The sequence below is a fragment of the Azospirillum sp. P4_B5 genome, assembly GCF_056402275.1.
This window is the reverse complement of record NZ_JBFUHT010000018.1, coordinates 163,191-186,205: the sequence shown is the minus strand read 5'-3', so window position 1 is coordinate 186,205 and position 23,015 is coordinate 163,191. Positions and strand designations below refer to the sequence as shown.

General features: G+C 66.5%; 24 protein-coding genes. 12 read left to right on the top strand and 12 right to left on the bottom strand.

Features of this window, described 5'->3' with window-relative positions:
* The first annotated feature begins 78 nt into the window (after positions 1-78).
* Both AC1DVI_RS15865 and AC1DVI_RS15860 read left to right on the top strand, forming a co-directional pair.
* Positions 79-561 carry an Lrp/AsnC family transcriptional regulator gene (locus AC1DVI_RS15865; protein ID WP_476958773.1) on the top strand — a complete coding sequence of 161 codons (483 nt, stop codon included), beginning with the start codon at positions 79-81 and terminating at the stop codon, positions 559-561.
* Between the two features lie 172 nt (positions 562-733).
* A complete protein-coding gene (locus AC1DVI_RS15860; RefSeq protein ID WP_170295761.1) occupies positions 734-1,624 on the top strand; it encodes a LysR family transcriptional regulator in 891 nt (296 codons plus the stop codon).
* A 188-nt stretch (positions 1,625-1,812) separates the two neighbouring features.
* Here the strand turns inward: AC1DVI_RS15860 and AC1DVI_RS15855 are convergent, their stop codons facing one another.
* Complete coding sequence (locus AC1DVI_RS15855; protein WP_476958772.1) at positions 1,813-2,532, bottom strand: GntR family transcriptional regulator; 720 nt, start codon at positions 2,530-2,532, stop codon at positions 1,813-1,815.
* Between the two features lie 185 nt (positions 2,533-2,717).
* Between AC1DVI_RS15855 and AC1DVI_RS15850 the strand changes: the two genes are divergently transcribed.
* The 3 genes from AC1DVI_RS15850 to AC1DVI_RS15840 all read left to right on the top strand — a co-directional run bounded on the left by AC1DVI_RS15850 (position 2,718) and on the right by AC1DVI_RS15840 (position 5,667).
* The gene (locus AC1DVI_RS15850) at positions 2,718-3,701 is read left to right on the top strand and encodes a C4-dicarboxylate TRAP transporter substrate-binding protein (protein WP_476958771.1); all 984 of its coding nucleotides are present in this window, start codon (positions 2,718-2,720) and stop codon (positions 3,699-3,701) included.
* A 173-nt stretch (positions 3,702-3,874) separates the two neighbouring features.
* Positions 3,875-4,393: a TRAP transporter small permease gene (locus AC1DVI_RS15845; protein WP_476958770.1), complete on the top strand. Its 519-nt coding sequence runs from the start codon at positions 3,875-3,877 to the stop codon at positions 4,391-4,393.
* A complete protein-coding gene (locus AC1DVI_RS15840) occupies positions 4,390-5,667 on the top strand; it encodes a TRAP transporter large permease (protein ID WP_476958769.1) in 1,278 nt (425 codons plus the stop codon). Before AC1DVI_RS15845 ends, AC1DVI_RS15840 begins: the two co-directional genes overlap by 4 nt.
* 205 nt (positions 5,668-5,872) lie before the next feature.
* On the opposite strand, the gene AC1DVI_RS15835 is transcribed toward AC1DVI_RS15840, so the two are convergent.
* Together AC1DVI_RS15835 and AC1DVI_RS15830 are read right to left on the bottom strand one after the other, a co-directional pair.
* Positions 5,873-6,913 carry a DUF808 domain-containing protein gene (locus tag AC1DVI_RS15835; RefSeq protein WP_476958768.1) on the bottom strand — a complete coding sequence of 347 codons (1,041 nt, stop codon included), beginning with the start codon at positions 6,911-6,913 and terminating at the stop codon, positions 5,873-5,875.
* A gap of 78 nt (positions 6,914-6,991) precedes the next feature.
* Entirely contained in the window at positions 6,992-7,600 is a 609-nt protein-coding gene (locus AC1DVI_RS15830; protein WP_476958767.1) for a helix-turn-helix domain-containing protein, read from the bottom strand.
* A 248-nt stretch (positions 7,601-7,848) separates the two neighbouring features.
* Between AC1DVI_RS15830 and AC1DVI_RS15825 the strand changes: the two genes are divergently transcribed.
* Positions 7,849-8,043 carry a hypothetical protein gene (locus tag AC1DVI_RS15825; protein ID WP_476958766.1) on the top strand — a complete coding sequence of 65 codons (195 nt, stop codon included), beginning with the start codon at positions 7,849-7,851 and terminating at the stop codon, positions 8,041-8,043.
* A gap of 144 nt (positions 8,044-8,187) precedes the next feature.
* Here the strand turns inward: AC1DVI_RS15825 and AC1DVI_RS15820 are convergent, their stop codons facing one another.
* Entirely contained in the window at positions 8,188-9,096 is a 909-nt protein-coding gene (locus tag AC1DVI_RS15820; protein ID WP_476958765.1) for a LysR substrate-binding domain-containing protein, read from the bottom strand.
* A 152-nt stretch (positions 9,097-9,248) separates the two neighbouring features.
* On the opposite strand from AC1DVI_RS15820, the gene AC1DVI_RS15815 reads away from it, so the two are divergent.
* Complete coding sequence (locus AC1DVI_RS15815; RefSeq protein WP_476958764.1) at positions 9,249-10,412, top strand: MFS transporter; 1,164 nt, start codon at positions 9,249-9,251, stop codon at positions 10,410-10,412.
* Between the two features lie 31 nt (positions 10,413-10,443).
* The gene (locus AC1DVI_RS15810; RefSeq protein ID WP_476958763.1) at positions 10,444-11,205 is read left to right on the top strand and encodes an SDR family oxidoreductase; all 762 of its coding nucleotides are present in this window, start codon (positions 10,444-10,446) and stop codon (positions 11,203-11,205) included.
* 54 nt (positions 11,206-11,259) lie between these two features.
* Here AC1DVI_RS15810 and AC1DVI_RS15805 read toward each other — a convergent pair whose 3' ends face one another.
* Positions 11,260-11,943: an HD domain-containing protein gene (locus AC1DVI_RS15805; protein ID WP_476958762.1), complete on the bottom strand. Its 684-nt coding sequence runs from the start codon at positions 11,941-11,943 to the stop codon at positions 11,260-11,262.
* 226 nt (positions 11,944-12,169) lie between these two features.
* Here AC1DVI_RS15805 and AC1DVI_RS15800 point away from each other — a divergent pair, with 226 nt between their 5' ends.
* Together AC1DVI_RS15800 and AC1DVI_RS15795 are read left to right on the top strand one after the other, a co-directional pair.
* On the top strand, positions 12,170-13,096 hold the full coding sequence (locus tag AC1DVI_RS15800) for an ABC transporter ATP-binding protein (protein WP_476958761.1): 927 nt from the start codon (positions 12,170-12,172) through the stop codon (positions 13,094-13,096).
* Positions 13,093-13,866 (top strand): ABC transporter permease, encoded by a 774-nt coding sequence (locus tag AC1DVI_RS15795; protein ID WP_476958760.1) that lies wholly within the window; start codon positions 13,093-13,095, stop codon positions 13,864-13,866. The genes AC1DVI_RS15800 and AC1DVI_RS15795 overlap by 4 nt, the downstream gene beginning before the upstream one ends.
* Positions 13,867-13,885: 19 nt before the next feature.
* Here AC1DVI_RS15795 and AC1DVI_RS15790 read toward each other — a convergent pair whose 3' ends face one another.
* The 3 genes from AC1DVI_RS15790 to AC1DVI_RS15780 all read right to left on the bottom strand — a co-directional run bounded on the left by AC1DVI_RS15790 (position 13,886) and on the right by AC1DVI_RS15780 (position 15,983).
* Positions 13,886-14,380 (bottom strand): GFA family protein, encoded by a 495-nt coding sequence (locus AC1DVI_RS15790; protein ID WP_476958759.1) that lies wholly within the window; start codon positions 14,378-14,380, stop codon positions 13,886-13,888.
* 107 nt (positions 14,381-14,487) lie between these two features.
* Complete coding sequence (locus tag AC1DVI_RS15785; protein ID WP_149163883.1) at positions 14,488-15,261, bottom strand: GntR family transcriptional regulator; 774 nt, start codon at positions 15,259-15,261, stop codon at positions 14,488-14,490.
* Between the two features lie 35 nt (positions 15,262-15,296).
* The gene (locus AC1DVI_RS15780; RefSeq protein WP_149163882.1) at positions 15,297-15,983 is read right to left on the bottom strand and encodes a CBS domain-containing protein; all 687 of its coding nucleotides are present in this window, start codon (positions 15,981-15,983) and stop codon (positions 15,297-15,299) included.
* 161 nt (positions 15,984-16,144) lie between these two features.
* Between AC1DVI_RS15780 and AC1DVI_RS15775 the strand changes: the two genes are divergently transcribed.
* Positions 16,145-16,333, top strand: coding sequence for a hypothetical protein (locus tag AC1DVI_RS15775; RefSeq protein ID WP_476958758.1), 189 nt, complete (start codon positions 16,145-16,147; stop codon positions 16,331-16,333).
* Between the two features lie 7 nt (positions 16,334-16,340).
* Here AC1DVI_RS15775 and AC1DVI_RS15770 read toward each other — a convergent pair whose 3' ends face one another.
* The 4 genes from AC1DVI_RS15770 to AC1DVI_RS15755 all read right to left on the bottom strand — a co-directional run bounded on the left by AC1DVI_RS15770 (position 16,341) and on the right by AC1DVI_RS15755 (position 20,520).
* A complete protein-coding gene (locus AC1DVI_RS15770) occupies positions 16,341-17,045 on the bottom strand; it encodes a TerC family protein (protein WP_476958757.1) in 705 nt (234 codons plus the stop codon).
* Between the two features lie 97 nt (positions 17,046-17,142).
* Positions 17,143-18,633, bottom strand: a complete 1,491-nt coding sequence (locus AC1DVI_RS15765; protein ID WP_476958756.1) for a tripartite tricarboxylate transporter permease — start codon at positions 18,631-18,633, stop codon at positions 17,143-17,145.
* A gap of 222 nt (positions 18,634-18,855) precedes the next feature.
* A complete protein-coding gene (locus AC1DVI_RS15760) occupies positions 18,856-19,362 on the bottom strand; it encodes a tripartite tricarboxylate transporter TctB family protein (RefSeq protein ID WP_476958755.1) in 507 nt (168 codons plus the stop codon).
* 84 nt (positions 19,363-19,446) lie between these two features.
* Entirely contained in the window at positions 19,447-20,520 is a 1,074-nt protein-coding gene (locus AC1DVI_RS15755) for a Bug family tripartite tricarboxylate transporter substrate binding protein (protein WP_476958754.1), read from the bottom strand.
* 501 nt (positions 20,521-21,021) lie between these two features.
* On the opposite strand from AC1DVI_RS15755, the gene AC1DVI_RS15750 reads away from it, so the two are divergent.
* On the top strand, positions 21,022-22,731 hold the full coding sequence (locus AC1DVI_RS15750) for a right-handed parallel beta-helix repeat-containing protein (protein WP_476958753.1): 1,710 nt from the start codon (positions 21,022-21,024) through the stop codon (positions 22,729-22,731).
* The last annotated feature ends 284 nt before the right edge of the window (positions 22,732-23,015 follow it).

Below are 23,015 nucleotides of genomic sequence, written 5' to 3'. Positions count from 1 at the left end.
GCAGGAGTTTGCAAAGTGGCGCTGGAAACACCGCCGGTTTAGCATCGGATTGCGCTGAACTGGCTCAGGCGGCATAGGATGCCAAAAATCAAACTCGACCGGATCGACCGGAAGATCCTGGCCCTGCTCCAGCAGGACGGGCGGATGCCCAACAACGACTTGGCCGAGCGCGTCGGCCTGTCCCCGTCTCCCTGCCTGCGCCGGGTCAAGGCGCTGGAGGAAGCGGGTGTCATTGCCCGCCACGTCGCCCTGGTCGATCCCGCCGCGGTCGATCTGCCGGTGAACGTCTTCGTCAGCGTCAGCCTGGAGCGGCAGGTGGAGGAGCGGATCGACGCCTTCGAGGCCGCCGTGATGGCGCTGCCGGAGGTGATGGAATGCTACCTGATGACCGGCGACGCCGATTACCTGCTGCGCGTGGTGGTCCCCGACCTCGCCAGCTACGAGCGCTTTCTGAAGGAGCACCTGACGCGGATTTCCGGAGTTGCCAACATTCGGTCCAGTTTTGCCCTGAAGCAGGTGCGCTACCGCACGGCTCTGCCGCTGAGCCATCTGGCGGAGTGAGGTGGGCAAAAAATTAGACGTCTAATGTCCGCGGCGTCTTACTCTGACATTCGCGATGGAAGACCTGGGCCGCGTTTTGCCATAAAGAGTATTGGAACAGGGTCGCGCGGCGAATTTTCCCGCTGACAGACCCAGACCAACAGGCAAAGGCATCGGGAAGCAGGACGGGATGATGGACTGGGACAAGTTGCGGGTGTTCCACGCTGTGGCCGAGGCCGGCAGCTTCACCCACGCCGGCGAGGCCCTCAACCTCAGCCAATCGGCGGTCAGCCGGCAGATCAGCGCGCTGGAGGACAGCCTCGGCGTTCCGCTGTTCCACCGGCATGCCCGCGGCCTGATTCTGACCGAGCAGGGCGAGTTGCTGAACCACGCGGCGCGCGACATCTTCGCGAAGCTGTCGATGACCCAGGCGATGCTGAGCGAGAGCAAGGACGCCGCCAAGGGACCGCTGAAGGTGACGGCCACGGCGGCCTTCGGCTCGACATGGCTGACCCCGCGCATCGGGGAGTTCCTGGCGCTCTACCCGGACATCCAGCTCACCCTGCTGATCACCGACACGGAGCTGGATCTGGGCATGCGCGAGGCCGACGTGGCGATCCGCGTCAGCCCACCACGCCAGCCGGACCTGATCCAGCGGCATCTGATGACCTTCCGCTCGCACCTCTACGCGCACCGCCGCTACCTGGACCGCAAGGGTGAGCCGCAGACAGTGGCGGATCTCGCCTCCCACGATCTGGTGACCTATCCGCAGGAATTGCGCCCGCCCTTCGCCAACACCCATTGGCTGCGCGATCTGGTGACCGATGCGGTGGCCCGCGACCGGACCGTCCTTCAGGTCAACAACCTGTACGCGATCTTCCGCGCCGTCGAGAGCGGGCTGGGCATCGGCTCGCTGCCCGACTATCTGGTGACCGGCCTGAACGATGTCTTGCGGGTTCTGCCGGATCAGTCCGGGTCGAAGGTGGACGCCTTCTTCGTCTATCCGGAGGAGTTGCGCCATTCCAAGCGCATCGCGGTCTTCCGCGACTTCCTGGTCAAGAAGGTTGCGGAGAGCCAGTTCTAGTTCCCGCTCGACGGGTTGGCGAACAAGGGGCGCGGCGCCGGACAGGGCCGTGCCCCTTTGTTTTTCCGGCCATTCGGCTTTGGCGGGCGGCGGGGCGAACCCCGTTTTCGTGTTGAGCCAATGTACGCGCCGCGCGCTTCGAAGATGAACCGCGCAATCCGCATCCAGCGCTCATGCGGATTAAGCATTCATGCGGATTCGGCGATCGGTTCGGCGGGGGCGGACTCGCTGTCGAACAGATCGGGGAAGCGCCGGGCCAGTTCGGGAAGGGAATTCAGGATCTCGCGCAGATGCAGGCGCATGGCGGCCTCGGCGGCGTCGGGACAGCGGGCGCGGATGCCCTCGACGATCTGCTCGTGTTGGGCGATCAGCCGGTCCAGCGGGGTCGCCTGCGGCAGGCTGAGGTAGCGCACACGGTCCATCTGGGCCTTGGTCTCCTCCACCACCCGCCAGGCGTATTCGCAATCGACACCCAGCGCGATGGTGCGGTGGAAGGCTTCGTCCAGTTCCAGGAAGGACGCCGGGTTGGTGCTCGTGGCGGCCTCCCGCTGCGCCTTCAGGTTGGCCTCCAGCTCCGCGACGGCGCGGGGCGGCAGGCCCTCGCCGGCCTTGCGGGCCACGGCAAGCTCCACCGCCTCGCGGACGAAGCGGGCGTCCATCACCTGCTTGGCCGAGATCTTGACGACGAAGGTGCCGCGCTGCGGGCGGATGACCACCAGCCCGGATTCGCTCAGCTTGATGAAGGCCTCGCGCACCGGCTGGCGGCTGACGCCCAACTGCCCCGCGACCTCCTGCTCGGACAGCGGCTGGCCGGGCTGGAACTGCATCGTCACGATGGCGTGGCGCAGTTCCCGGAAGACGCGGCGCGCCACGGGCTCCGTCGAATCCGGCTCGATCCTCCTCAACATGCTCCCCCCAATCCCTTCTTTTTTCTGTCTGTCCCGCCGGTGCCCGCCCGGACGATCCTGTGCGGCGGATTCATCCTGCACCGTTCGCAAGCCCATGGACAACACCATTCTTGTATACTACCATACCAGTCGCGTATCGAACAATCGTCTCCGTGCAAGAGGCGTTGTCCTCAAAGGGAGGAAACATGAGCATCATCACCCGCAGCTGGCGCGTGGCCGCCCTCGGCTTTGCGCTGGCCACCGTCGCCGGCGGCGCGCTGGCCGCCGACTACACGCTCAGCGTCAACACGGCGCTGGCCCAGCAGGACCCGCTCTACAAGGGGCTGGAGGAGTTCAAGAAGAACGTCGAGGCGCGGTCCGGCGGCAAGATGGCCGTCCGCCTGTTCCCCGGCTCGCAGCTCGGCAAGGACGAGGACGTGCTGGAGCAGGCCCGCGCCGGGGCTGGCGTGGCGGTCGTCGTGGACGGCGGGCGTCTCGCGGTCTTCGTGAAGGAATTCGGCGTTCTGGGCGGCCCGTACCTCGCCCAGGGCTACGACGGCATCCGCAAGGTCGTCACCTCGCCGATGTTCGACCAGTGGTCGGACAAGCTGCGCAAGGCGTCGGGCCATCAGGTGCTGTCCTTCAACTGGTGGCAGGGCGAGCGGCACCTGCTGACCAACAAGCCGGTGAAGGGGCCGGAAGACCTCGCCGGCATCCGCATGCGCACGCCGGGCGCTCCGGTGTGGATGGAGACGATCCGCGCCATGGGCGCCACCCCGACCCCGATGGGCTGGTCGGAGGTCTATACCGGCCTTCAGCAGAAGGTGATCGACGGCGTCGAGGCCCAGCACCCGGCCAGCTTCGGTTCCCGCCTGTACGAAGTGACCAACCACGTCACCAAGACCGGCCACATCAACCTGATCACCGGCATCGTCACCAGCGCCGCCTGGTTCGACAAGCTGCCGGCGGAGCAGCAGACGATCCTGAAGGAAGAGGCACTGAAGGCCGGCGACAGCGCGTCGCGCGCCACCCAGGCGTCGCTCGCCGACTTCGAGAAGCAGATGAAGGACAAGGGCATGACGATCGAGGAGATCGACGTGACCCCGTTCCGCAAGGCCACCGCGCCGGTCTACGAGAAGCTGGGCTACGCCGAACTCCATAAGGAAGTTGAAAAGCTGCTGCAGAACTGACGCGGGGATCGGTTTGCGCTGACCTTGCCTCCTCCCTGACCCCCCTCTACGAGGTGGAGGGGACAGTTCTCCCTCCCCTGCGACAGCGGGGGAGGGCCGGGGTGGGGGGCAAGCACCTCTCAAAATCAACGCCGTCCGCCGCCACCTTCCGCGGCCATCAAGGGACCGCCATCATGTCGTCCTTGTTTCACAAGGGGGAAGCCGTCCTGGCGATGCTTCTCCTCGCCGCCATCGTTCTGCTCGTCTTCGCCGCCGGTGTCATGCGCTGGTTCGGCCATCCCCTGGTCTGGTCGGTGGACGTGGCGCAGCTCCTGTTCGTCTGGGTCGCCTTCCTCGGCGCCGACATGGCGCTGCGCAAGCGCGCCCACATCGGCATCGACTATCTGGTCAAGCGCCTGCCGGACTCCAGCCGGGCCGTGCTGGATGTCGTGCTGGGCGTTCTGGTCGTCGCCTTCCTCATCACCATGACGGTGATGGGCTACCGGCTGACCATGCTGAACCTGGAACGCCAGTTCGGCGACAGCGGCATCAGCTACGCCTTCGTGACCTCGGCGGTGCCGGTGGGCTGCCTGCTGCTGGCGATCACGCTGACCGGGCAGATCCTGGACACCCTGCGCGGGCTGCGCAGCCACCCCAAACCGGTCTTCGCGCCGACCCCCAAGGCCGGCGACATCGAGGAGGTCGTGCCGTGACCCTGCTTGCCGTCACCTTCTTCGCGCTGATGGCCTTCGGGCTTCCCATCGCCTTCGCCATCGGCATCGCCGGCTTCTCCTTTTTCGCCACCAACGACATCATCCCGATGTCCATCGGTGTGCAGCAGGTCGCCTCGGCCTCGCAGAGCTTCCCGCTGCTGGCCGTGCCCTTCTTCGTGCTGGCCGGTCACATGATGAACCGGACGGGCATCACCAGCCGCCTCATCAACTGCTCCAACGTGCTGGTCTCCTGGATGTCCGGCGGGCTGGCGCAGGTCTGCATCGTGCTGTCCACGCTGATGGGCGGCGTCTCCGGCTCGGCGGTGGCCGACGCGGCGATGGAGGCCCGCATCCTCGGCCCCGGCCTGATCGCCCGCGGCTATTCGAAGGGCTTCACCTCGGCGGTCATCGCGGTCGGCTCGCTGATCACCGCGACCATCCCCCCCAGCCTGGGGCTGATCCTCTACGGCTTCGTCGGCAACGTGTCGATCGGCCGGCTGTTCCTGGCCGGCGTCATTCCGGGTCTGCTGATGATGGCCGGGCTGATGCTGACGGTGTGGCTGATCGCCAAGCGGCGCGGCTACCGTGCGGAAATGGCGGAGCGGCCGACCCTGCGCGCCGTTGGCCGGGCGATGGCCGACGCGAAATGGGCGCTGCTGTTCCCGGTGGCCCTGCTGTTTGCCATCCGCGGCGGCCTGTTCACCCCGTCGGAGGTCGGCGCCTTCGCCGTCGTCTACGCCGCCGTCGTCGGCTTCCTGCTGCACAAGGAGCTGACCTGGGCCGCGGTGGCCGAGGCGCTTCAGGAGGCGGTGGTGGACACCGGCCTGATCATGCTGATCATCCTGTTCTCCGGCATGGTCGGCTACGCCATCATCTTCGAGCAGGCGCCCCAGACCATCGCCGAGGCGATGACCCAGCTCACCACCAACCCGCTGCTGGTGGTCGCGCTGATCCTGGTCTTCCTGTTCATCGCCGGGCTGTTCGTGGAAAGCACGGTGCTGGTCCTGCTGCTGACGCCGATCTTCCTGCCCATCGTGACGCCGCTGGGCGTCGATCCGGTGCATTTCGGCATCCTGATGATGACCATCGTCACGCTGGGCTCGATGACGCCGCCGGTCGGGGTCGCCATGTACACCGTGTGCAGCCTGCTCGACTGCCCGGTCGAGGAGTACATCGTCGAATCGCTGCCCTTCGTCGGCACGGTCATCGCTCTGGTCGCCGTGCTGGCGCTGTGGCCGGGGCTGGTGCTGTTCCTGCCGAACATGCTGATGTGAGGGGAGGGGGCTTGCCATGGGACGGGGTGCTGATATACTAATATATGGCGCTCCGATCTCTCGGCGGACCCACGGCCGGTCCGGGCACACCAAGCCCCGTCCATGGAGCGTCCTTGTCATTGTGGAAACGGGGCAGGGCCGCGTGTGAAGGGCAAACGCCAAGGGGCGGTCCGGGCAGGGCCGCCCCTTCGCGCGTCCGGACGCCCTATTTGCCCCTCACCATGCCCCAGAGCGGCTCGATCACCTTGTGCACCAGGGGGATCAGCAAGGCGCCCAGCAGCAGCCCGAACACCCCGGCGCCCGCCGCCCCGACCAGCCATTCCACCGCGGCCTTCGCCGCCGGCACGGCCTCTCCCGCCGCTACGGCGGCACCGTGGATCGCGTGCCCGACCGCGGTCAGGCCAAAGCCTTCCAGCCCATGGATGACGATGCCACCGCCCACCCACAGCATGGCGGCGGTGCCGACCAGCGCCAGCAGTTTCAGGAAGACCGGCATTCCCTTGACCAGACCGCGCCCGATCGCCTGCGTCACCGGGGCGAGCGCCCGGTCGGCGCCGCCCGGCGCATTGGAGGAGGGGCTGCGCAGCCCTAGGAGGCTGGCCGCTGGACGCCCGTTCTGCGCCAGCGACAGACCCGCGTCGTCCGCCTTCACGATCAGCGCCACCGCGCCATAGACCAGCGCCGTGATGCCCACCCCGACGATGGCAAGGACGGCGGCCTGCATCCAGAAGGACGAGGTTTCGGCGGCGACCGTGGACAGGACGATGGCCATGATCTCCGCCGACAAGATCAGGTCGGTCTTGATGGCGCTGTTGACCTTCTCCTGCTCGAACTGCGCGGCGTCCTGCCCCGCGGCGCTTGGTCCCTCCGCGTCGTGATGCGCCGCGTGGGGGCGCAGTGCCTCCCAGACCTTCTCCGCACCTTCGTAGCAGAGAAAGCCGCCGCCCAGCATCAGCAGCGGCGTGATCGCCCAGGGCGCGACGAGGCTGAGCGCCAGCGCCAGGGGCAGCAGGAACACCAGCTTGTTCTTCAGCGAGCCCAGCGCGATCTTGCCGATGATCGGCAGTTCACGGTCGGCGGTGAAGCCGACCATGTAGCGCGGCGTCACCGCGGCGTCGTCCACCACCACCCCGGCGGCCTTGGCCCCCGCCCGCGCCGCCTGTCCGGCGGCATCGTCCAGCGAGGCGGCGGCGACTTTCGCCAACCCGGCCACATCGTCCAGCAACGCGATCAATCCTGTGCTCAAGGCTTTGGCTCCCCTCCGTATCGGCGTCCATGGAGCAGACAACGCGGCCGGGGGCAAGCCGGACCTTCGGAGGGGCGGTCAGTCGTCGACCAACTGGTCGGCGGTGAGCATGTGGAGATCCGGGTCCGGCATGTCCCGGCCGTCGTCCAGATAGAGCACCCGGTCGACCAGCACGAGGACGCGCACGCCGTCCACCGGCACGACGCTCAGTCGCCGGTTGATGACGGCGTTGCGGAAGGCCACGGCGCGGTCGTTGTAGGTGACCGACAGGATGTCGCTGCTCCCCTCCAGCATGGGCAGGGCGTAACGCTCCATCATCTCGGCGGTCTGACCGTCGATCCGCGGCAGCAGGGAGGAGCCGATGATGTCGAAGCGGTGCCGCTCGATCCAGCGGCCCAGCGGCGGGGATACGGCCTGGGCGATCAGGCCGGGCGTGTAGAGGGTGCATTTCTCGCCCATGCTCCGCACCATCGCCTTCAGGCCGAGGAAGGTGGGGTGGTGCCGGAAATGGCCGGTCAACACGTCGCGCAACAGCGCCTGCTCCCGCAGGTCGGGCAAGGTGGCGCCGGATTCCCAGCGGGCGACGGTTTCTTCGGTGGTGGCCAGCATGACGGCGAACTGCGCGGCGGTCAGGCCGTGCAGCCTTCGCAACGCGCGCACGATCTGCGGCCACTCATGCACTGGCACAGACGGCTCTCCAGATTATCTCCAGGGGTAATGACCGGAGAATACGCGATTCCCCAGCAAACACATACGCAATCATGGGGCCGGAGTCATACCGGAGTATCCATTTTTTGGTTTGCGCAACCGACTGTTTCGATCCTAAACGCTTGAGGAAGCTGTAATTTTTCGGTCTTGCTGCTCTGCGGGCATAGCGCTTCTGGTATCGGGTATACCAGTGCACCATAACCCCACCAGCAAAGAGGAGACACATCATGGCTTACGCTTCCGCCCATCACAGCCATCACGACGGCCTTCTGTCGACCATCGCCAAGGGTGTTACGGAATTCGCCGGCGCTTGGTTCTCGGCCACCCCTCTGTATATCGTATACCAGGTCGTGGCGTCCGGCACCTTTGCCCCGGCGGCCGGCACCTCGACGCTCGACCTGCCGACGCTGATGCGCGAATGACCGGCGCCCGGGCCATCCGGCCCCACGACGCGGCGGCCCGCCCATCCGGGCCGGAAAAAAGGACCGACTCCTCCGGAGCGGTCCTTTTTCGTTTCGTCCAGCGGTCTCAGCAGGATTTCCGAACACCGCCCACGAATGGGCGGGCTACTGTGCTCCCCGCGTCTCTCCGACAAGCCAGTCGACGAAGCCGGCAACCAGGTTTCCGGCCAGTTTTCCGGCATCGGCCCGACGGGGAATGAGCGCGACGTACCCCGTCCTCGGCACCCGGATGTCCGGCAGCGGTGTCATCAGCCTTCCGCTTGCAACGTCGATCTCCAGCATCGGCAACGGACCGATCCCAATGCCAAGCCCGTCCTCCACCGCCTGACGGGTCACGAAAAAGTGGTCGAATGTCTGGCGGGGCTGCCCGGCGAGGTGTTCGAGCCCTGCCGCCTCGAGCCAGTTCGCCCAATCGCCGGCACGGGTTTCGCTTGCCAGCAGCGTATGCCCCTCGATGTCGGCGGGCTTCAGGATCGGCCGTTGCGCGAACAGCGCCGGGCTCATGATCAGCGTGTCCACATCATCCAGCACCGGGACGACGCGATGCTGCGGCCACACATGGTCCCGCGCGACGCCGCGCCGGATCGCCACGTCGACGCCGCCGCGCAGTTCCTCGAGCACGGTCGAAACCGTCGTGACCGCGACTTCGACGTGCGGATGGTCGGCGTGGTACCGGTTGAGGCGCGGGATCAGCCAGCGCATCGCGAAGCTGGTCGGGGCGCTGACGCGCAGGATGCGGCGCGCGTCGGGCCGGCCACAGGCTTGCGCCGCGACGGCCAGGCGGTCGAAGGAGAGACCGACCTCGGCGGCGAAGACTCTCGCCATCGGCGTCGCGACCATGCGGCGCCCGTCCTTCATGAAGAGCCTCTGCCCGAGCCAGCTTTCGAGCGCCGCGATCTGCCGGCTCACCGCGCCATGGGTGAGACCGAGTTCAGCTCCGGCTTCGGCATAGCTGCCGGTCCGGGCCGCGACCTCGAAGATGCGCAGGGCGTTCAAGGGGGGAAGGCGGCGCATGGGCGACCCGTGAGGAAAAGGAACGGTATCCGTGATTCGAAGCATACTAGTCGATGAAACCTCACACGTATACCATGCCCTTGAGATTGTCCCGGCCGAGCAAGTTCTGTTGCGTCTTCGAGGAATCGAACAAAGATGAAATCGGGGGATCGGTGGACTCGAAAAAGAAAAACCTGACGGGCGCCTGCCTCGCCCACGCGCTTCATGACGGGTACACCGACGCTCTCTACGCCTTCCTGCCGGTGTGGCAGGCGGAGTTCGGTCTTTCCTACGCGGCGCTGGCCATCGTCCGCTCTCTCTATTACGGAACGATGGGAGGATTGCAGATCCCGGCCGACCGGGCGTTGCGCGGCCTGTCGCCGCGGGCGGCGCTGGTCCTGTCGACCGCCCTCGCGTCCGCGGGCTTGCTGATCATGGCGGCGCCGTTCGGCTTCGCGGGTCTTTGCGTCGGCCTCGTCGTGGCCGGCATCGGATCGAGCATCCAGCACCCCTGCGGCTCGATGCTCGTCACCGCCAGTTATGGCTCGGCATCGCGGCATCCGCTCGGCATCTACAACTTTTCGGGCGATCTTGGAAAAGCCGCGTTGCCGGCGCTCGTCGCGCTGCTGTTGCCGCTCCTCGCCTGGCAGCCGGTGCTGGGGCTGATGGCGGTGCTTGGACTCGCCCTGTCGGTCGCCCTGGTGCCGCTGGCGCCGGCGACTCCCATCGCCAGGACCGCCGCGACGGGGGCGGCCTCCGGCCGGGGCCGCGGCGGCTTCGGCATCCTGACGACGATCGGCGCGCTCGATACGGCGACCCGCATGGGCTACCTGCTCTTTCTGCCCTTCCTCATCCACGGGCAGGGCGGGGACACGGCGACGGTCGGTCTGGCCCTCGCCCTGCTGTTCATCGGCGGCGCGTTCGGAAAGGCGACGTGCAGCCGGCTCGGGGAGCGGCTGGGTGTCGTCGGCAGCGTCATGGTGACCGAGGCTGCCACCGCCGTGCTGATCGCAGCGACCCTGCTCACGCCGCTGACGCCGACGCTCGTCCTGCTGCCGCTGCTCGGAATCGTGCTCAACGGCACCTCGTCGGTGCTCTACGGCGCCGTGCCGGAGCTTTCCGACGGCGATACGGGCCGGGCCTTCGCGGTCTTCTACACGAGCGTCATCGGTTCCGGGGGCCTGGCGCCGATCCTCTACGGCGCGATTGCCGATCACAGCACCCAGACGATCGGCGTGCTGGCCTCGGCGGCGACCGCAGCCCTGATCGTTCCGCTCGTCCTGACCCTGCGGCCGCATCTGGGCCGCCGGCCCTCCGCCGCGCCCGAACCCGCATGACCATCCCGCCACCACAGGAAGGGTCTTCCAAATGAACACCGTCCCCCAGGCGCCGCTGATTCTGATAACGGGTGGAAGTCGTGGCGTGGGCGCGGCGACCGCAAGGCTTGCCGCCGCACGGGGCTACGATGTCGCGATCAGCTTCGTCGCCGACGAGTCCGCCGCCCTTGCCGTGGCGGCGGATGTGGAGGCTCTGGGGCGCCGCGCCTTGCCCGTGCGCGCCGACAGCGCGGATCCGGCGCAGGTCGCCCGGCTGTTCGCCGCGATCGACCGGGAGTTCGGCCGGATCGACGTTCTGGTCAATAACGCCGCGGTGCTGGCCCGGCAGTCCCGGACCGAGGATCTCGGCTTCGAGCGGATGCAGCGCATCTTCGCGGTCAACGCGATCGGCCCGATCCTCTGCGCGCAGCAGGCGGCCAAGCGCATGTCCCATCGCCACAACGGGCGGGGCGGCGTGGTGATCAACGTCTCGTCGGCGTCGGCCCGGCTCGGCAGTCCGAACGAATATGTCGACTATGCCGCCTCGAAGGGGGCCCTCGAAACCTTCACCATCGGCTTCGCCAAGGAGGTCGCGCGGGACGGCATCCGCGTCAACGCCATCCGCCCCGGGCACATCTACACGGACATGCATGCGAGCGGCGGCGAGCCGGGACGGGTGGACCGCGTCAAGGAATCGATCCCCATGGGACGGGGCGGTCAGCCCGAGGAGGTCGCGCGGGCGATCCTATGGCTGGCAAGTGCCGAGGCGTCCTTCATCACCGGCACCTTCCTCGACGTCACCGGCGGCAAGTGAGCGACGGGATCGGCCCCGGCCCCGGAGCATCCTCCGGCGCCGCCCCCGGAGCGCTCAGGCGTCCCCGGCGATCTCCGCCAGAAGCTGGACCTGGAAGGACAGCAGGAAGGCCGCCCGCTCCTGCGCCCGCGCCCGGCCCGCCGGGGTCTGCATGGTGTTGGGCAGCAGCAGCAGCTTCGCCTTGAAATGGTCCAGCGCGTATTGCAGGTCGTCCAGCGGGCGGCCCTCGGCCATCGGGTCCTCGCCGTGGAACAGCGCCCGCTTCATCAGGCCGGAGGTGGCGAAGCAGCGGGCGATGCCGATGGCGCCCAGGCTTTCCAGCCGGTCGGCGTCCTGGACCAGCTTCGCCTCGATGGTCAGCGGCGGGATGCCGGCGGAATAGCTGTGCGCCTCGATGGCGTGGCGGGTGGCGGGGATCAGCGCGTCGGGGAAGCCCATGCCGCGCAGAACCTCCTCCGCCCGCTCCGCCGACAGGCGGGAGGCGCGGCTGCGGTCCGGATGGTCCTTCGGCACGTTCACGATGTCGTGGAGCAGGGCCGCGGCCAGCACGACCAGCATGTCAGGCGGCGGACCGCCGTCCCGTTCGGCTTCCGCCGCGGCCAGGGCCTTGGCGGTGCGCCAGACGCGAAGAAGATGATCGACGTCGTGGGCCGGGTCCTCGGCCACATTGGCACGCAGCCATGTGGTGATGGAGCTTTCCCAAACATCGACATCGCTGAGCACAACATCTTTTGGCATGAGCGCTCGTCCTCTATCGTGCTTTTTACATAATATGGGGATGGGCAGGGCTGTTGTCCCGAAATCATTTGTGGGCGGGCGTACCCCACCCCGAATCGGGACTCCCAAATCAGGCCCCTCTTATCCGGAATGGTTGCGTCGCGCCGAATGCCCGATGACCGCGGGCCGTCCCGCCGTTAAGGTGACGCCCGCCCGGAACGGGCCGACCGACAGGCAGAGGGGGGACATGCAGCCGATCATTCAGGTGCGTGGGCTGGAAAAGACCTACGCCACCGGCTTCCAGGCGCTGAAAGGGGTCGATCTCGATATCCGTCGCGGCGAGATCTTCGCCCTGCTGGGGCCGAACGGGGCCGGCAAGACGACGCTGATCAGCATCGTCTGCGGCATCGTCAACGCCACCGCGGGCAGCGTGACGGTCGACGGGCACGACATCGTGCGCGACTGGCGCTCCGCGCGCTCGCTGATCGGCCTCGTCCCGCAGGAGCTGACGACCGAGGCGTTCGAGAGCGTCTGGGCCACCGTCAGCTTCAGCCGCGGGCTGTTCGGCAAGCCGCCCGATCCCGCCCACATCGAGAAGGTGCTGAAGGATCTGTCCCTCTGGAACAAGAAGGACAGCAAGGTCATGGCGTTGTCCGGCGGCATGAAGCGCCGCGTGATGATCGCCAAGGCCCTGTCGCACGAGCCGCGCATCCTCTTCCTCGACGAGCCGACCGCCGGGGTGGACGTGGAGCTTCGCCGCGGCATGTGGGAGATGATTGGGCACCTGCGCGACAGCGGCGTGACTATCATCCTGACCACCCACTACATCGAGGAGGCGGAGGAGATGGCCGACAGCATCGGCGTCATCTCCAACGGCCGCATCGTGCTGGTCGAGGACAAGGCCGCGCTGATGCGCAAGCTGGGCAAGCGGCTGCTGACCCTGCAGCTTCAGAACCCGCTGGAGTCCATCCCGGCGGAACTGGCCGGCTACCCCCTGACCCTGTCCGGCGACGGGCGGGAGCTGGTCTACAGCTTCGACACGCAGGACGACCAGACGGGCATCGCCCGGCTTCTCCGCAAGCTCGGCGACCATGGCATCGATTTCACCAACCTGCACACCGAGGAAAGCTCCCTCGAGGAGATCTTCGTCAGCCTTGTGAAGGAGCGGGCATGACCTCCCCCATCAACCTTCATGCGGTCAAGGCCATCTATCTGTTCGAGCTGGCCCGCACCTGGCGCACGCTGTTCCAGAGCATCGCGGCGCCGGTCATCTCGACCTCGCTCTACTTCATCGTCTTCGGCGCGGCCATCGGCGGGCGCTTCACGGCGGTGGACGGGGTGACCTACGGCGCCTTCCTGGTGCCCGGCCTCGTCATGATGTCGGTGCTGACGGAAAGTGTGTCCAACGCCTCCTTCGGCATCTACATGCCGCGCTATTCCGGCACGATCTACGAGGTGCTGTCGGCGCCGATCTCGGCCTTCGAGACGGTGGTCGGCTATGTCGGGGCGGCGGCCACCAAGTCGATCGTCCTCGGCGTGCTGATCCTGCTGACCGCCCGGCTGTTCGTCGACTACTCGATCCAGCACCCGTTCTGGATGGTCGCCTTCCTGGTGCTGACCTCGGTAACCTTCAGCCTGTTCGGCTTCATCCTGGGGGTGTGGGCGGACGGCTGGGAGAAGCTCCAGATCGTGCCGATCCTGGTCATCACGCCGCTGGCCTTCCTCGGCGGCAGCTTCTACTCGATCAGCATGCTGCCGCCGCTGTGGCAGAAGATCACCCTGTTCAACCCGGTGGTCTATCTGGTCAGCGGCTTCCGCTGGAGCTTCTACGGGCAGGCCGACGTGCCGGTGGGGATCAGCCTCGCCATGACCGCCCTGTTCCTGGCGGTCTGCCTGACGGCGGTCTGGTGGATCTTCCGCACCGGCTACCGGCTGAAGGCCTGACCGGTCCGGACGGCGGGGATCACGCCCCGCCGTCCGGTTTCCCACCGTCCAGCATCCCGTGCGCCCGGTGCCATTCCTCCAGCGATTCGGGCGGATAGGCGTCGCTGTGCTCGTCTCCCGGCCCGGCCTGGACGGGGACCCAGTTGGCCTTCGACCCCAGCATCATGTGGACGTAGGCCGGCGCCTCCGGCAGGGGGGTGTCGATGGCGCTGGCGAAGGGGTGGACCAGCTCCGGCCAGCGCGGGTCGCTCACCCACAAGGCGGAGCCGCAGCGCGCGCAGAAGCGCCGCTCGCCGGGGCTTTCCTCCCCGTCGATGCGGGCGTGAAAGACGGAGACGTGCTCCGCCCCCGTCACGGCCAGCGTGTCGGCCTTGGCTCCCAGATTGATGGCGTAGCCGCCCCCGCCCGCCGTCTTGCGGCAGATCGAGCAGTAGCAGCGCAGGTACGGAGCCGGCGCATAGGCGTCCACCGAGAAACGCACCGCGCCGCAGTGGCAAGACCCGTCGAGCTTCATCCGTCCTCTCCTCCGATCCTCGGGCGCCCGGCCGCGCCGCCGCACCCGTCCAACCCTCCCGGTCCGGGAAAGTTTCCGGAGGGGGCGATCACGGCCCCCCTTGCGCTCTACATCAGCGGCAGGCCGTCCTTGAGCGCGGCTTTGACGTCGGCGTTCCGGCCCTCAGCCCCCCGCACCTCGGCCAGCCGCAGCCAGTCGAGGAAATCGCCGTGCCGTTCGACATGGGCGGCCAGACCCAGCGTGTGTTCGCGCGCGAGACGCTCCGCCAGCTCGCCGTCGCGCCGCTCCAGCGCCCGGATGATGTCGCGGTGCTCGTGCATCGACTGTTCGGCCCGGTTGTCCTGCCGGATCGACAGCTTGCGGATGGCCCGCATGTGGATGAACAGGTTGTCGGTCAGCGTCTCCAGGATGCGCGCCCGGCTGAGGCGGATGATCGCCTTGTGGAACTCGATGTTGGCGTCGGAATATTCCTGGATGTTGTCGGAGGGCGCCTGCTCTTCGAAGCTGCGGAAGATGTCCCACAGCGTGCCGATGTCCTCCTCGGTGGCGCGTTCGGCGGCGAGGCGGGTCGCCATGCTTTCCAGCGCCGCCCAGGCGATGATCATCTCGATGATCTCGGTCTTGGTCTTGCGGACGATGTAGATCCCCCGCCGCGGCTCCAGCCGCACCAGCCCTTCCTGCTCCAGCAGGGTCAGGGCCTCGCGGATCGGGGTCCGGCTGACGCCCAGCAGGCCGCTGAGCTGGCGTTCGTCGAGCCGGACGTCGCCGGGGTGGTCGTAGATGTCCATCTGGATGATGGCCTGCTTCAGCTTTCGGTAGACCTGGTTGCGGAAGGTGGCTCCGGAGTCCAGCGGCTGGACGGACAGTTCGGGTGGCGGCATCGGGCTGCTCCTTCGATGGGGCGGATGAGTGGGGATCACCCGACGAAGCGGTTCCGGTTGAGATGCTCCTCCACGCGCTTCACGCCGCTCACGCCGCTCGCCGCGGTGTGCAGGGCACGGCGCTGTTCCTCGCTGTCGACCATGCCCCAGAGCTGCACGACCCCGTCGTTGACGACGATGTTGATCCGATCGAGGTCCACCCAGGACTGTCCGTCCAATGCCTCCAGCAGCGCGGCGCGGATCGCCTCGTCGCCGGACGCGCCGAAGCCGGTCCCGCTGCGCCGGTTGCGGAGCAGGCCGTGCAGCAGGTTGGCCCGGCTGATGATGCCGACCGGGCGTCCGTCGACCAGGACGGGAGCACGCTTGATCCGCTTGTCCTCCATCAGGTCGGCGATCTCGGCGATCTCGGTGTCGGGCGCGACGGCCTGGACCGGGCGCGACATGACGTCGCGCGCGCAGCGCCCATGGGTCTTCAGGAAGTCGGCGGCCTGTACGTTGCGGCCCACCAGCATCTCCAGCCAGCGGGCGCGCGGACGGTCGGTTCCCGTCTCCACCCGGCGCAGCAGGTCTCCCTCGCTGATGATGCCGACCGCGCGACCATCCTGGTCCACCACCGGCAAGCCGCTGATCCGATGGGTCAAAAGCAGTTCTGCGATGTCCGGCACGGGGGTGTCCAGCGCCACCGTGATGACCGGCGATGTCATGACATCCTTCGCTTGCATCTCGACGTTCCTCCCTGAACTGGCGGTGCGGAGCCTGTGTCCGGCTCCTGCTGCGTGTCTGGTATACGAAATGCTATGTTTCTTGTCCCTTGCTCCCCAACGGACTTTGCGTCATCTCTGCTGCAACGCAGCATGAGTGTGGTCAGAGTCCGGAGTTCCCCATGTTGGAGAGTCTTGCCGTCGTGTTCGCCCTGGCCGGGTTGGCCGCCGTGGTGACGGAGATTTTGCGGAACGATCCGGGCCTCATCTCCGAGATCACCACCGACGTGCGCGCCATGGCCCTGCCGAGCCGTTTCCGGGCGGTCCGGGGCAACCGCTGCCGCGAGCCCCGTCGCCCCTCCTCCTGCTGACTCCTCTTCAGGCCGGATCGGTTTCCACCACGGCGCGGCGGCGATTGATGTTGCGGGCCATCAGGAAACCGGCCGTCATCACCCCCAGCGCCGCGACGAAGGGCGCCGTCCCGGTCAGCACCGGCAGGCTTTCCATCACGTGGGAATGGATGCTCGGATCGGTGAGGATGACCTCCGCCGCGATGTAGCCGAGCAGCCCGGCGCCCGCATAGACCAGGGCCGGCAGCCGTTCGATGGCCTTCAGGATCAGCGTGCTGCCGAAGACGATCAGCGGAATGCTGATGGCCAGCCCGAGGATCAGCAGGACCGTGTTGCCGTGCGAAGCGGCGGCGATGGCGATGACGTTGTCCAGGCTCATCACCGCGTCGGCGATCACGATGGTGCGGACCACCCCCCACAGCCCGGCGGAGGTGCCGGAGTGCGCCGCCTGCTCCTCCTCCTCGGTGGGCAGCATCAGCTTGATGGCGATCCAGAACAGCAGCGCCCCGCCGATGATCTTCAGATACGGAATGGCCAGCAGATAGGCGATGATGACGGCGAACAGCACGCGCAGCACGATGGCCGCACCGGTGCCGAGGAAGACGCCGATCTTCTGTTGCTTCGGCGGCAGCGAGCGGCAGGCCAGCGCGATGACCAGCGCGTTGTCGCCGCTCAGCAGGATGTCGATCCAGATGATCTGGAGCAGAGCGATCATGAAATCGGACGTGTCCATCGTCCCCAACCCCCCGATGTGAGAAGAAATCCCCCCGCCGGTCGTCCCGTCCCGGACGCCGGCGGGGGAGTGGGTGGAGCTATTTCACCGGGATCACCTATTTCACGGGGATCACCTGGGTCCCGCCGTCCTGCCGGGACTGGCGCTTGCGCAGCAGGGCGGAGATCACCGGCCAGAACAGCATGACCAGCGCCAGGGTGACGATGCTGCCGACCAGCGGGTTGGACCAGAAGATCGCCAGATCGCCCTGCGACACCAGCATGGCCTGCCGGAAGGAGCTTTCCGCCATGTCGCCCAGCACCAGGGCGAGCACCAGCGGGGCCAGCGGGTAGGACAGCTTCTTGAAGACGTAGCCGACGACGCCGAACACCAGCATCATGACGATGTCGAGGAAGGCGTTGTGCACCGTGTAGGCGCCGACCGCGCAGATCACCACGATCACCGGCGCGATGATGCTGAAGGGAATGCGCAGGATCGAGGCGAAGACCGGAACCGTGGTCAGCACCACGATCAGGCCGGCAATGTTGCCCAGATACATGCTGGCGATCAGGCCCCAGACGAACTCCTTCTGCTCGACGAACAGCAGCGGGCCGGGCTGGAGCCCCCAGATCAGCAGGCCGCCCAGCAGCACCGCCGCGGTTGGGGAGCCGGGGATGCCCAGCGTCAGCATGGGCAGAAGCGCGCTGGTGCCGGCGGCGTGGGCCGCGGTTTCCGGAGCGACCACCCCCTCCATCTCGCCGTTGCCGAAATTCTGGCGGTTCTTGGAGAAGCGCTTGGCGAGGCCGTAGCTCATGAAGGAGGCCGGGGTGGCGCCGCCGGGCGTGATGCCCATCCAGCAGCCGACGATGGAGCCGCGGACGGCGGTCACCCAGTAGCGGGGCAGGCTCTTCCAGGTCTCCCACACGACCTTGGCGTTGATCTTCGCGCTCTTGCCCTTGAAGGCCAGCCCTTCCTCCATGGTCAGGAGGATCTCGCCGATGCCGAACAGGCCGATGACCGCGATCAGGAAGTCGAAGCCGCGCAGCAGTTCCACCGACCCGAAGGTCATGCGCAGTTCGCCGGTCACGCTGTCCAGCCCGACCGCGGCCAGCGCGAAGCCCAGCATCATGGCGCACAGCACCTTGAAGGGGGATTCGCTGCCCATGCCGACGAAACTGCAGAATGTCAGAAGCTGGACCGCGAAGAACTCCGCCGGTCCGAAGCGCAGGGCGAAGCCGGCGATCACCGGGGCCAGGAAGGTGATGAGCAGGACCGCGACGAACGCCCCGAAGAAGGACGAGGTGAAGGCCGCCGTCAGCGCCTCGCCCGCGTGGCCTTTCTGGGCCATCGGATGGCCGTCGAAGGTGGTCGCCACCGACCAGGGCTCGCCCGGTATGTTGAACAGGACCGAGGTGATGGCCCCGCCGAACAACGCCCCCCAATAGATGCAGGAGAGCATGATGATGGCGGAGGTCGGCGACATGCTGAAGGTCAGGGGCAGCAGGATCGCCACCCCGTTCGCCCCGCCCAGCCCCGGCAGCACGCCGATCAGGACGCCCAGCGTGATGCCGATGAACATGTAGGCGATGTTCATGGGATCGGCGAGCACGCCGAACCCCTGTATGAGTGACCCGAGCGCTTCCAAGTTTCCCTCCCTTTCCGGCATCCGCGCCCGTTCCGTCTGGAAGCGTCGCGTCTTGAGCGCGCAGGACGGGGTTCGTCCCCGCCGCATGGGCTGGTTCGTCGCGGATGCCTGCCGCTGCTTCGGTGTGCGCGGCCGTTCCCGCGGCCGCCCCGGCTTTTAAAAACTGGACTGGTAAAACTGAACTCGTCAGAACCCGAACATCGTCTCCACCGGTCCCTTGGGAAGCGGAACCAGGAACCAGATCTCGAACATCACGAAGAGGCCCGCAGGCACGAGGATGGCGACGGGCAGGATCGTCTTGAGCGGATACTTGCCGACCCAATGCATGAAGAAGGCGATGAACAGCACCGCCGACAGATAGATGCCCAGGAAGGCGGTCAGGATCACGAAGACGGCGCTGGGGACCAGCACCTTGAGAACCAGGGCGAGCTGGTGTTTCTCGACAAAGGCGGTTCGTTCGCCGCTGTGGCGCCAGATGTTGACGGCCAGAGTGGCCAGACTGCTGACCAGCATGATCAGGCCGACATAGAAGGGGAAGTAGCCGGCCTTCGGCCCGTCGGCCCCCCAGCCGTTGCCGACGCGGACGCTGTCGGCCATCACCACGAGGGCGACCAGGGCGAACAGACCGGCGACGACGATCTCCATGGTCCGGTTCGAGACGACCGGATCACTGTTCTGTGTTCCATGCTCCATGGCTCACTCCCACAAGAAACCCGAACGGTGGGGGAGGGCGCCCGGGGCGCGATGCCCCGGGGGCCGCGCGTCGGACGAGAGGGGCTATTGCTTGGTGAAGCCCGCCTTGTCCATCAGGGTCTTGTGCTGGGTTTCCGCCGCGGTCAGCCAGGTCTTGAACTCGTCACCCGTCTTGAAGCTGACGTTGAAGGCCCCCTTTGCCATGAAGTCCTTCCACTCCTCCGTCTCGCGGACCTTCTTGAAGAGGTCCACGTAATAGGCGATCTGCTCCGGCGTGACGCCCGGCCCCATGAAGATGCCGCGCAGCATGGTGTATTCCACGTCCAGCCCGGATTCCTTGCAGGTCGGTATGCTGTTCCACGACTTGCCGTCGGCCACCGGCTCCTTCAGCGGGATGCGCTCCTTGTCGAAGACGCACAAGGGCCGCAGCGCGCCGGCCCGCCATTGCGACACCGCCTCGATCGGGTTGTTGACGCTGGCGTTGATGTGGTTGCCGACGAGCTGCGCCGCCACGTCGCCGCCGCCCTTGTAGGGGACGTAGGTGAAGGTGACGCCCGCCGACTGCTCGATGGCGGCGGTGATGATCTGGTCCTCCTGCTTGGACCCGGTGCCGCCCATCTTGAAGCGGTTGGCGCCGCCCTCCTTGGCGGCCTCGACGAACTCCTTGGGCGATTTCTGCGGAGCCTCGCTGTTCACCCACAGGACGAAGTTGTCCAACGCCAGCATCGCCACCGGGGTCATGTCCTTCCAGGTGAAGGGAACGCCGGTCGCCAGGGGCGTGGTGAACAGGTTGGACAGGGTGATGATGATCTTGTGCGGGTTGCGGTTCGACGATTTGACGTCGAGGAAGCCTTCCGCACCGGCGCCGCCCGACTTGTTGATGACGACGATGGGCTGGCCCATCAGGTTGTTCTTCTGAATGATGCCCTGGATCATCCGCGCCATCTGGTCGGCGCCGCCACCGGTTCCCGCCGGGACGACGAATTCGACCGACTTGGTCGGCTCCCAGGCGGCCTGGGCCGCGTTCGGGATCAGCAGAAGGCCGAGCGCGCCGGCCAGGGCCGTCCCGCCGGCGAGCCTTCTTTTCCGAGGTTCTTTAAAAGCGAAGGAGTCAAAAGGGGTCTTCCGCGCGCAGCGCGGGCGCTGTACGTCCTTCATGCCTCATTCCTTCCCTTTATGGGTGGCCGGGCTTCCGTCGGCACGGCTCATCATTTTTGGATTGTCTGGCGAGACGGATTGTTTGTTCAGCAAACTGTCCGTGTGGCGTATGGTATGTGGCATCCCAGCTTTCTTCAACAGGAATGTCACAAGATGACCGGGCCCAATCATTGGGTGCGGCGCAAGAAGCCATCGGTAATCGGCGGCTAAATTCTTGTAGTTCACTGCAAATTCAGGATTTTCCGAAAGAGTTACCCCGTTCGTGCTAACGCTTAAATTCGTGGAACTACCTCTTTCGTTAGAGGAATTCCTGTGACGGATTTGGCGCATTTCAAAAACTAATTATCCTAAAATCGAACCATTTAAGGCCACACGGAGCTGGCTAGGCTCCGGTCCTGTCGAAAACGATTGAGCGCACAGCAAGCGGGACGGCGCGATCCGCGCACATTCCCGCCCACCGCCACAAACGTGGCGCTGTAAAAAAGGAAAGAGTGAAAGACCATGGAACATATGGCCATTGAGCTTGATCATCAGAACCACGCCGACACGACCGGTTTTGTCAGCGATTCTGGTGCCGATCCGTTTCAGGCTATTGTCGACAGCATCACCCCGGTGACCGCCGACAGCACCGCGACGCCGGACTCAATTCTCCATCTCCAGGCACTCCAGACCACCGCGCAGCCTCTGGCGCTGGCCGACGCCACGGCGCTGGCCGCCACCGCCAAGATCGTCGTGAACGCCTCCGGCACCGCCGCGGGCGGCGTCTCGCCCCATTTCAAGCTGCTGGTGGACGGCGCCGTGGTCGGCGAAGGCACCGCGGGCGGCGACGCCAAGGATTTCTCCTTCGACGCCAACGTGACCGCCGATCAGGCTCACAAGGTTCAGATCCAGTACGACAACGACGGCGCCGTCGACGGGCAGGACCGCAACCTGACGGTCAACGCCATTTCCATCAATGGCCACAAGGTCGCCCCGACCGATCCCTCCGTCACCTATGACAAGGGCGCGCTCGACGGCAAGGACGTCGTGCCGGGTCAGGCCAACATGTGGTGGAACGGCACGCTGGCCGTCGCCGCGCCGAAGGAGTTCTTCGCGACGACCGCCGCGGCGGCCCCGGCCGCCCCCACGGCGCCGACCTCCGGCACGTCGGACTACCCGTCCACCCCGGCCTCGCAGATCTACTACGTCGATGCGACCAACGGCAGCGACAGCAACTCCGGCCATGACGCGAACCAGGCCTGGAAGTCGCTGGACAAGGTGAACTCCACCAACTTCGCCGCCGGCTCGCTGGTCCTGTTCGAGCGTGGTGAGACCTGGCACGACAGCCTTCTGGCCTCGACCTCCGGCACCTCCGACAAGCCGATCATCTACGGCGCCTACGGCACCGGCGCCAACCCGGTGATCGAGGCGGCCAGCGGTTCCAGCTACGCCGTCAGCCTGAACAACAAGGACAACATCACCTTCGACAGCCTGACCATGAAGGGTTCGGGCGACGCCGGTCTGCTGCTCAACGGCGGCGCCGACAACGTGAAGGTCACCAACTCGCAGATCGTCGACAACCACGGCTCGGGCGTCGTCATCAGCGGCACCTCGCACGGGCTGCGGATCGACCATTCGACGATCGACGGCAACGGCGCCTACGGCATCGTGCATTACTCCGCCGACAACGCCGACCAGTTCTTCACCAACAACACCATCAGCGACAACGGCTGGCGGACCGACGGTGTGTATTCGGGCTGGAACGGCCGCATCCTGAGCGGCGAGATCGCCGACAACACGATCTTCAACAACGGCGCCGGTGGCGGCGATGGACGGTCGCACGGGCTGTACCACGACCACAGCCAGGCCAACAGCACGCTGAAGATCCACGGCAACACGATCTACGACAACCCGCGCGGCGCCGGCATCCTCGCCAAGTCGAGCACCGAGATCTACGACAACACGATCTACGGCAACGCCAACGTCGGCATCTCGGTCGGTCAGAACCAGGGCACCAGCGTCACCTACAAGATCCACGGCAACGAGATCTTCAACAACAACGGCGGCATCATGGAGCACCTGAAGGGCGCCGGGTCGATCACGCTCGACGTGCACGACAACATCTTCAACAACAACAACGGCCGCTCCGCGGTGTCCATCGCCGACAGCATCAGCCAGAACGTCGTCAACAACACCATCTCCTCGGCCTCCAAGGCCAGCCCGACCGCCTAAGGACGGGTTCTCTCTCCACCTTTTCGGCGACGACCGCGCCCGGCCATTCCTTGGCCGGGCGTCGGTGCGTTCGGATGCCGGCGATCACCGGTGCAGGAAGACGCCGACAACGCCCGGCATGCCGCCGGGATAGCTCAGAATTTGGGCGCGCAGCTTGTAGCCTGCGGGGCGCAGATCGCGTGGAGATCCCTGGGCGTGATCAGGTCGCCGCCAAGCGGGGAGATCGGAGGGGTGGAAGGACCACATCTGCGGGCATGTCGCATGTCTCCCGGTAGAAGGCCACC

Coding starts and splice junctions, on each gene's coding strand:
- AC1DVI_RS15760 (WP_476958755.1), bottom strand. CDS start 19,362: ATGGAGCATGGAACACAGAACAGTGATCCGGTCGTCTCGAACCGGACC.
- AC1DVI_RS15845 (WP_476958770.1), top strand. CDS start 3,875: ATGTCGTCCTTGTTTCACAAGGGGGAAGCCGTCCTGGCGATGCTTCTC.
- AC1DVI_RS15865 (WP_476958773.1), top strand. CDS start 79: ATGCCAAAAATCAAACTCGACCGGATCGACCGGAAGATCCTGGCCCTG.
- AC1DVI_RS15780 (WP_149163882.1), bottom strand. CDS start 15,983: ATGCAAGCGAAGGATGTCATGACATCGCCGGTCATCACGGTGGCGCTG.
- AC1DVI_RS15770 (WP_476958757.1), bottom strand. CDS start 17,045: ATGGACACGTCCGATTTCATGATCGCTCTGCTCCAGATCATCTGGATC.
- AC1DVI_RS15810 (WP_476958763.1), top strand. CDS start 10,444: ATGAACACCGTCCCCCAGGCGCCGCTGATTCTGATAACGGGTGGAAGT.
- AC1DVI_RS15805 (WP_476958762.1), bottom strand. CDS start 11,943: ATGCCAAAAGATGTTGTGCTCAGCGATGTCGATGTTTGGGAAAGCTCC.
- AC1DVI_RS15860 (WP_170295761.1), top strand. CDS start 734: ATGGACTGGGACAAGTTGCGGGTGTTCCACGCTGTGGCCGAGGCCGGC.
- AC1DVI_RS15775 (WP_476958758.1), top strand. CDS start 16,145: ATGTTGGAGAGTCTTGCCGTCGTGTTCGCCCTGGCCGGGTTGGCCGCC.
- AC1DVI_RS15795 (WP_476958760.1), top strand. CDS start 13,093: ATGACCTCCCCCATCAACCTTCATGCGGTCAAGGCCATCTATCTGTTC.
- AC1DVI_RS15755 (WP_476958754.1), bottom strand. CDS start 20,520: ATGAAGGACGTACAGCGCCCGCGCTGCGCGCGGAAGACCCCTTTTGAC.
- AC1DVI_RS15790 (WP_476958759.1), bottom strand. CDS start 14,380: ATGAAGCTCGACGGGTCTTGCCACTGCGGCGCGGTGCGTTTCTCGGTG.
- AC1DVI_RS15850 (WP_476958771.1), top strand. CDS start 2,718: ATGAGCATCATCACCCGCAGCTGGCGCGTGGCCGCCCTCGGCTTTGCG.
- AC1DVI_RS15855 (WP_476958772.1), bottom strand. CDS start 2,532: ATGTTGAGGAGGATCGAGCCGGATTCGACGGAGCCCGTGGCGCGCCGC.
- AC1DVI_RS15800 (WP_476958761.1), top strand. CDS start 12,170: ATGCAGCCGATCATTCAGGTGCGTGGGCTGGAAAAGACCTACGCCACC.
- AC1DVI_RS15820 (WP_476958765.1), bottom strand. CDS start 9,096: ATGCGCCGCCTTCCCCCCTTGAACGCCCTGCGCATCTTCGAGGTCGCG.
- AC1DVI_RS15750 (WP_476958753.1), top strand. CDS start 21,022: ATGGAACATATGGCCATTGAGCTTGATCATCAGAACCACGCCGACACG.
- AC1DVI_RS15785 (WP_149163883.1), bottom strand. CDS start 15,261: ATGCCGCCACCCGAACTGTCCGTCCAGCCGCTGGACTCCGGAGCCACC.
- AC1DVI_RS15825 (WP_476958766.1), top strand. CDS start 7,849: ATGGCTTACGCTTCCGCCCATCACAGCCATCACGACGGCCTTCTGTCG.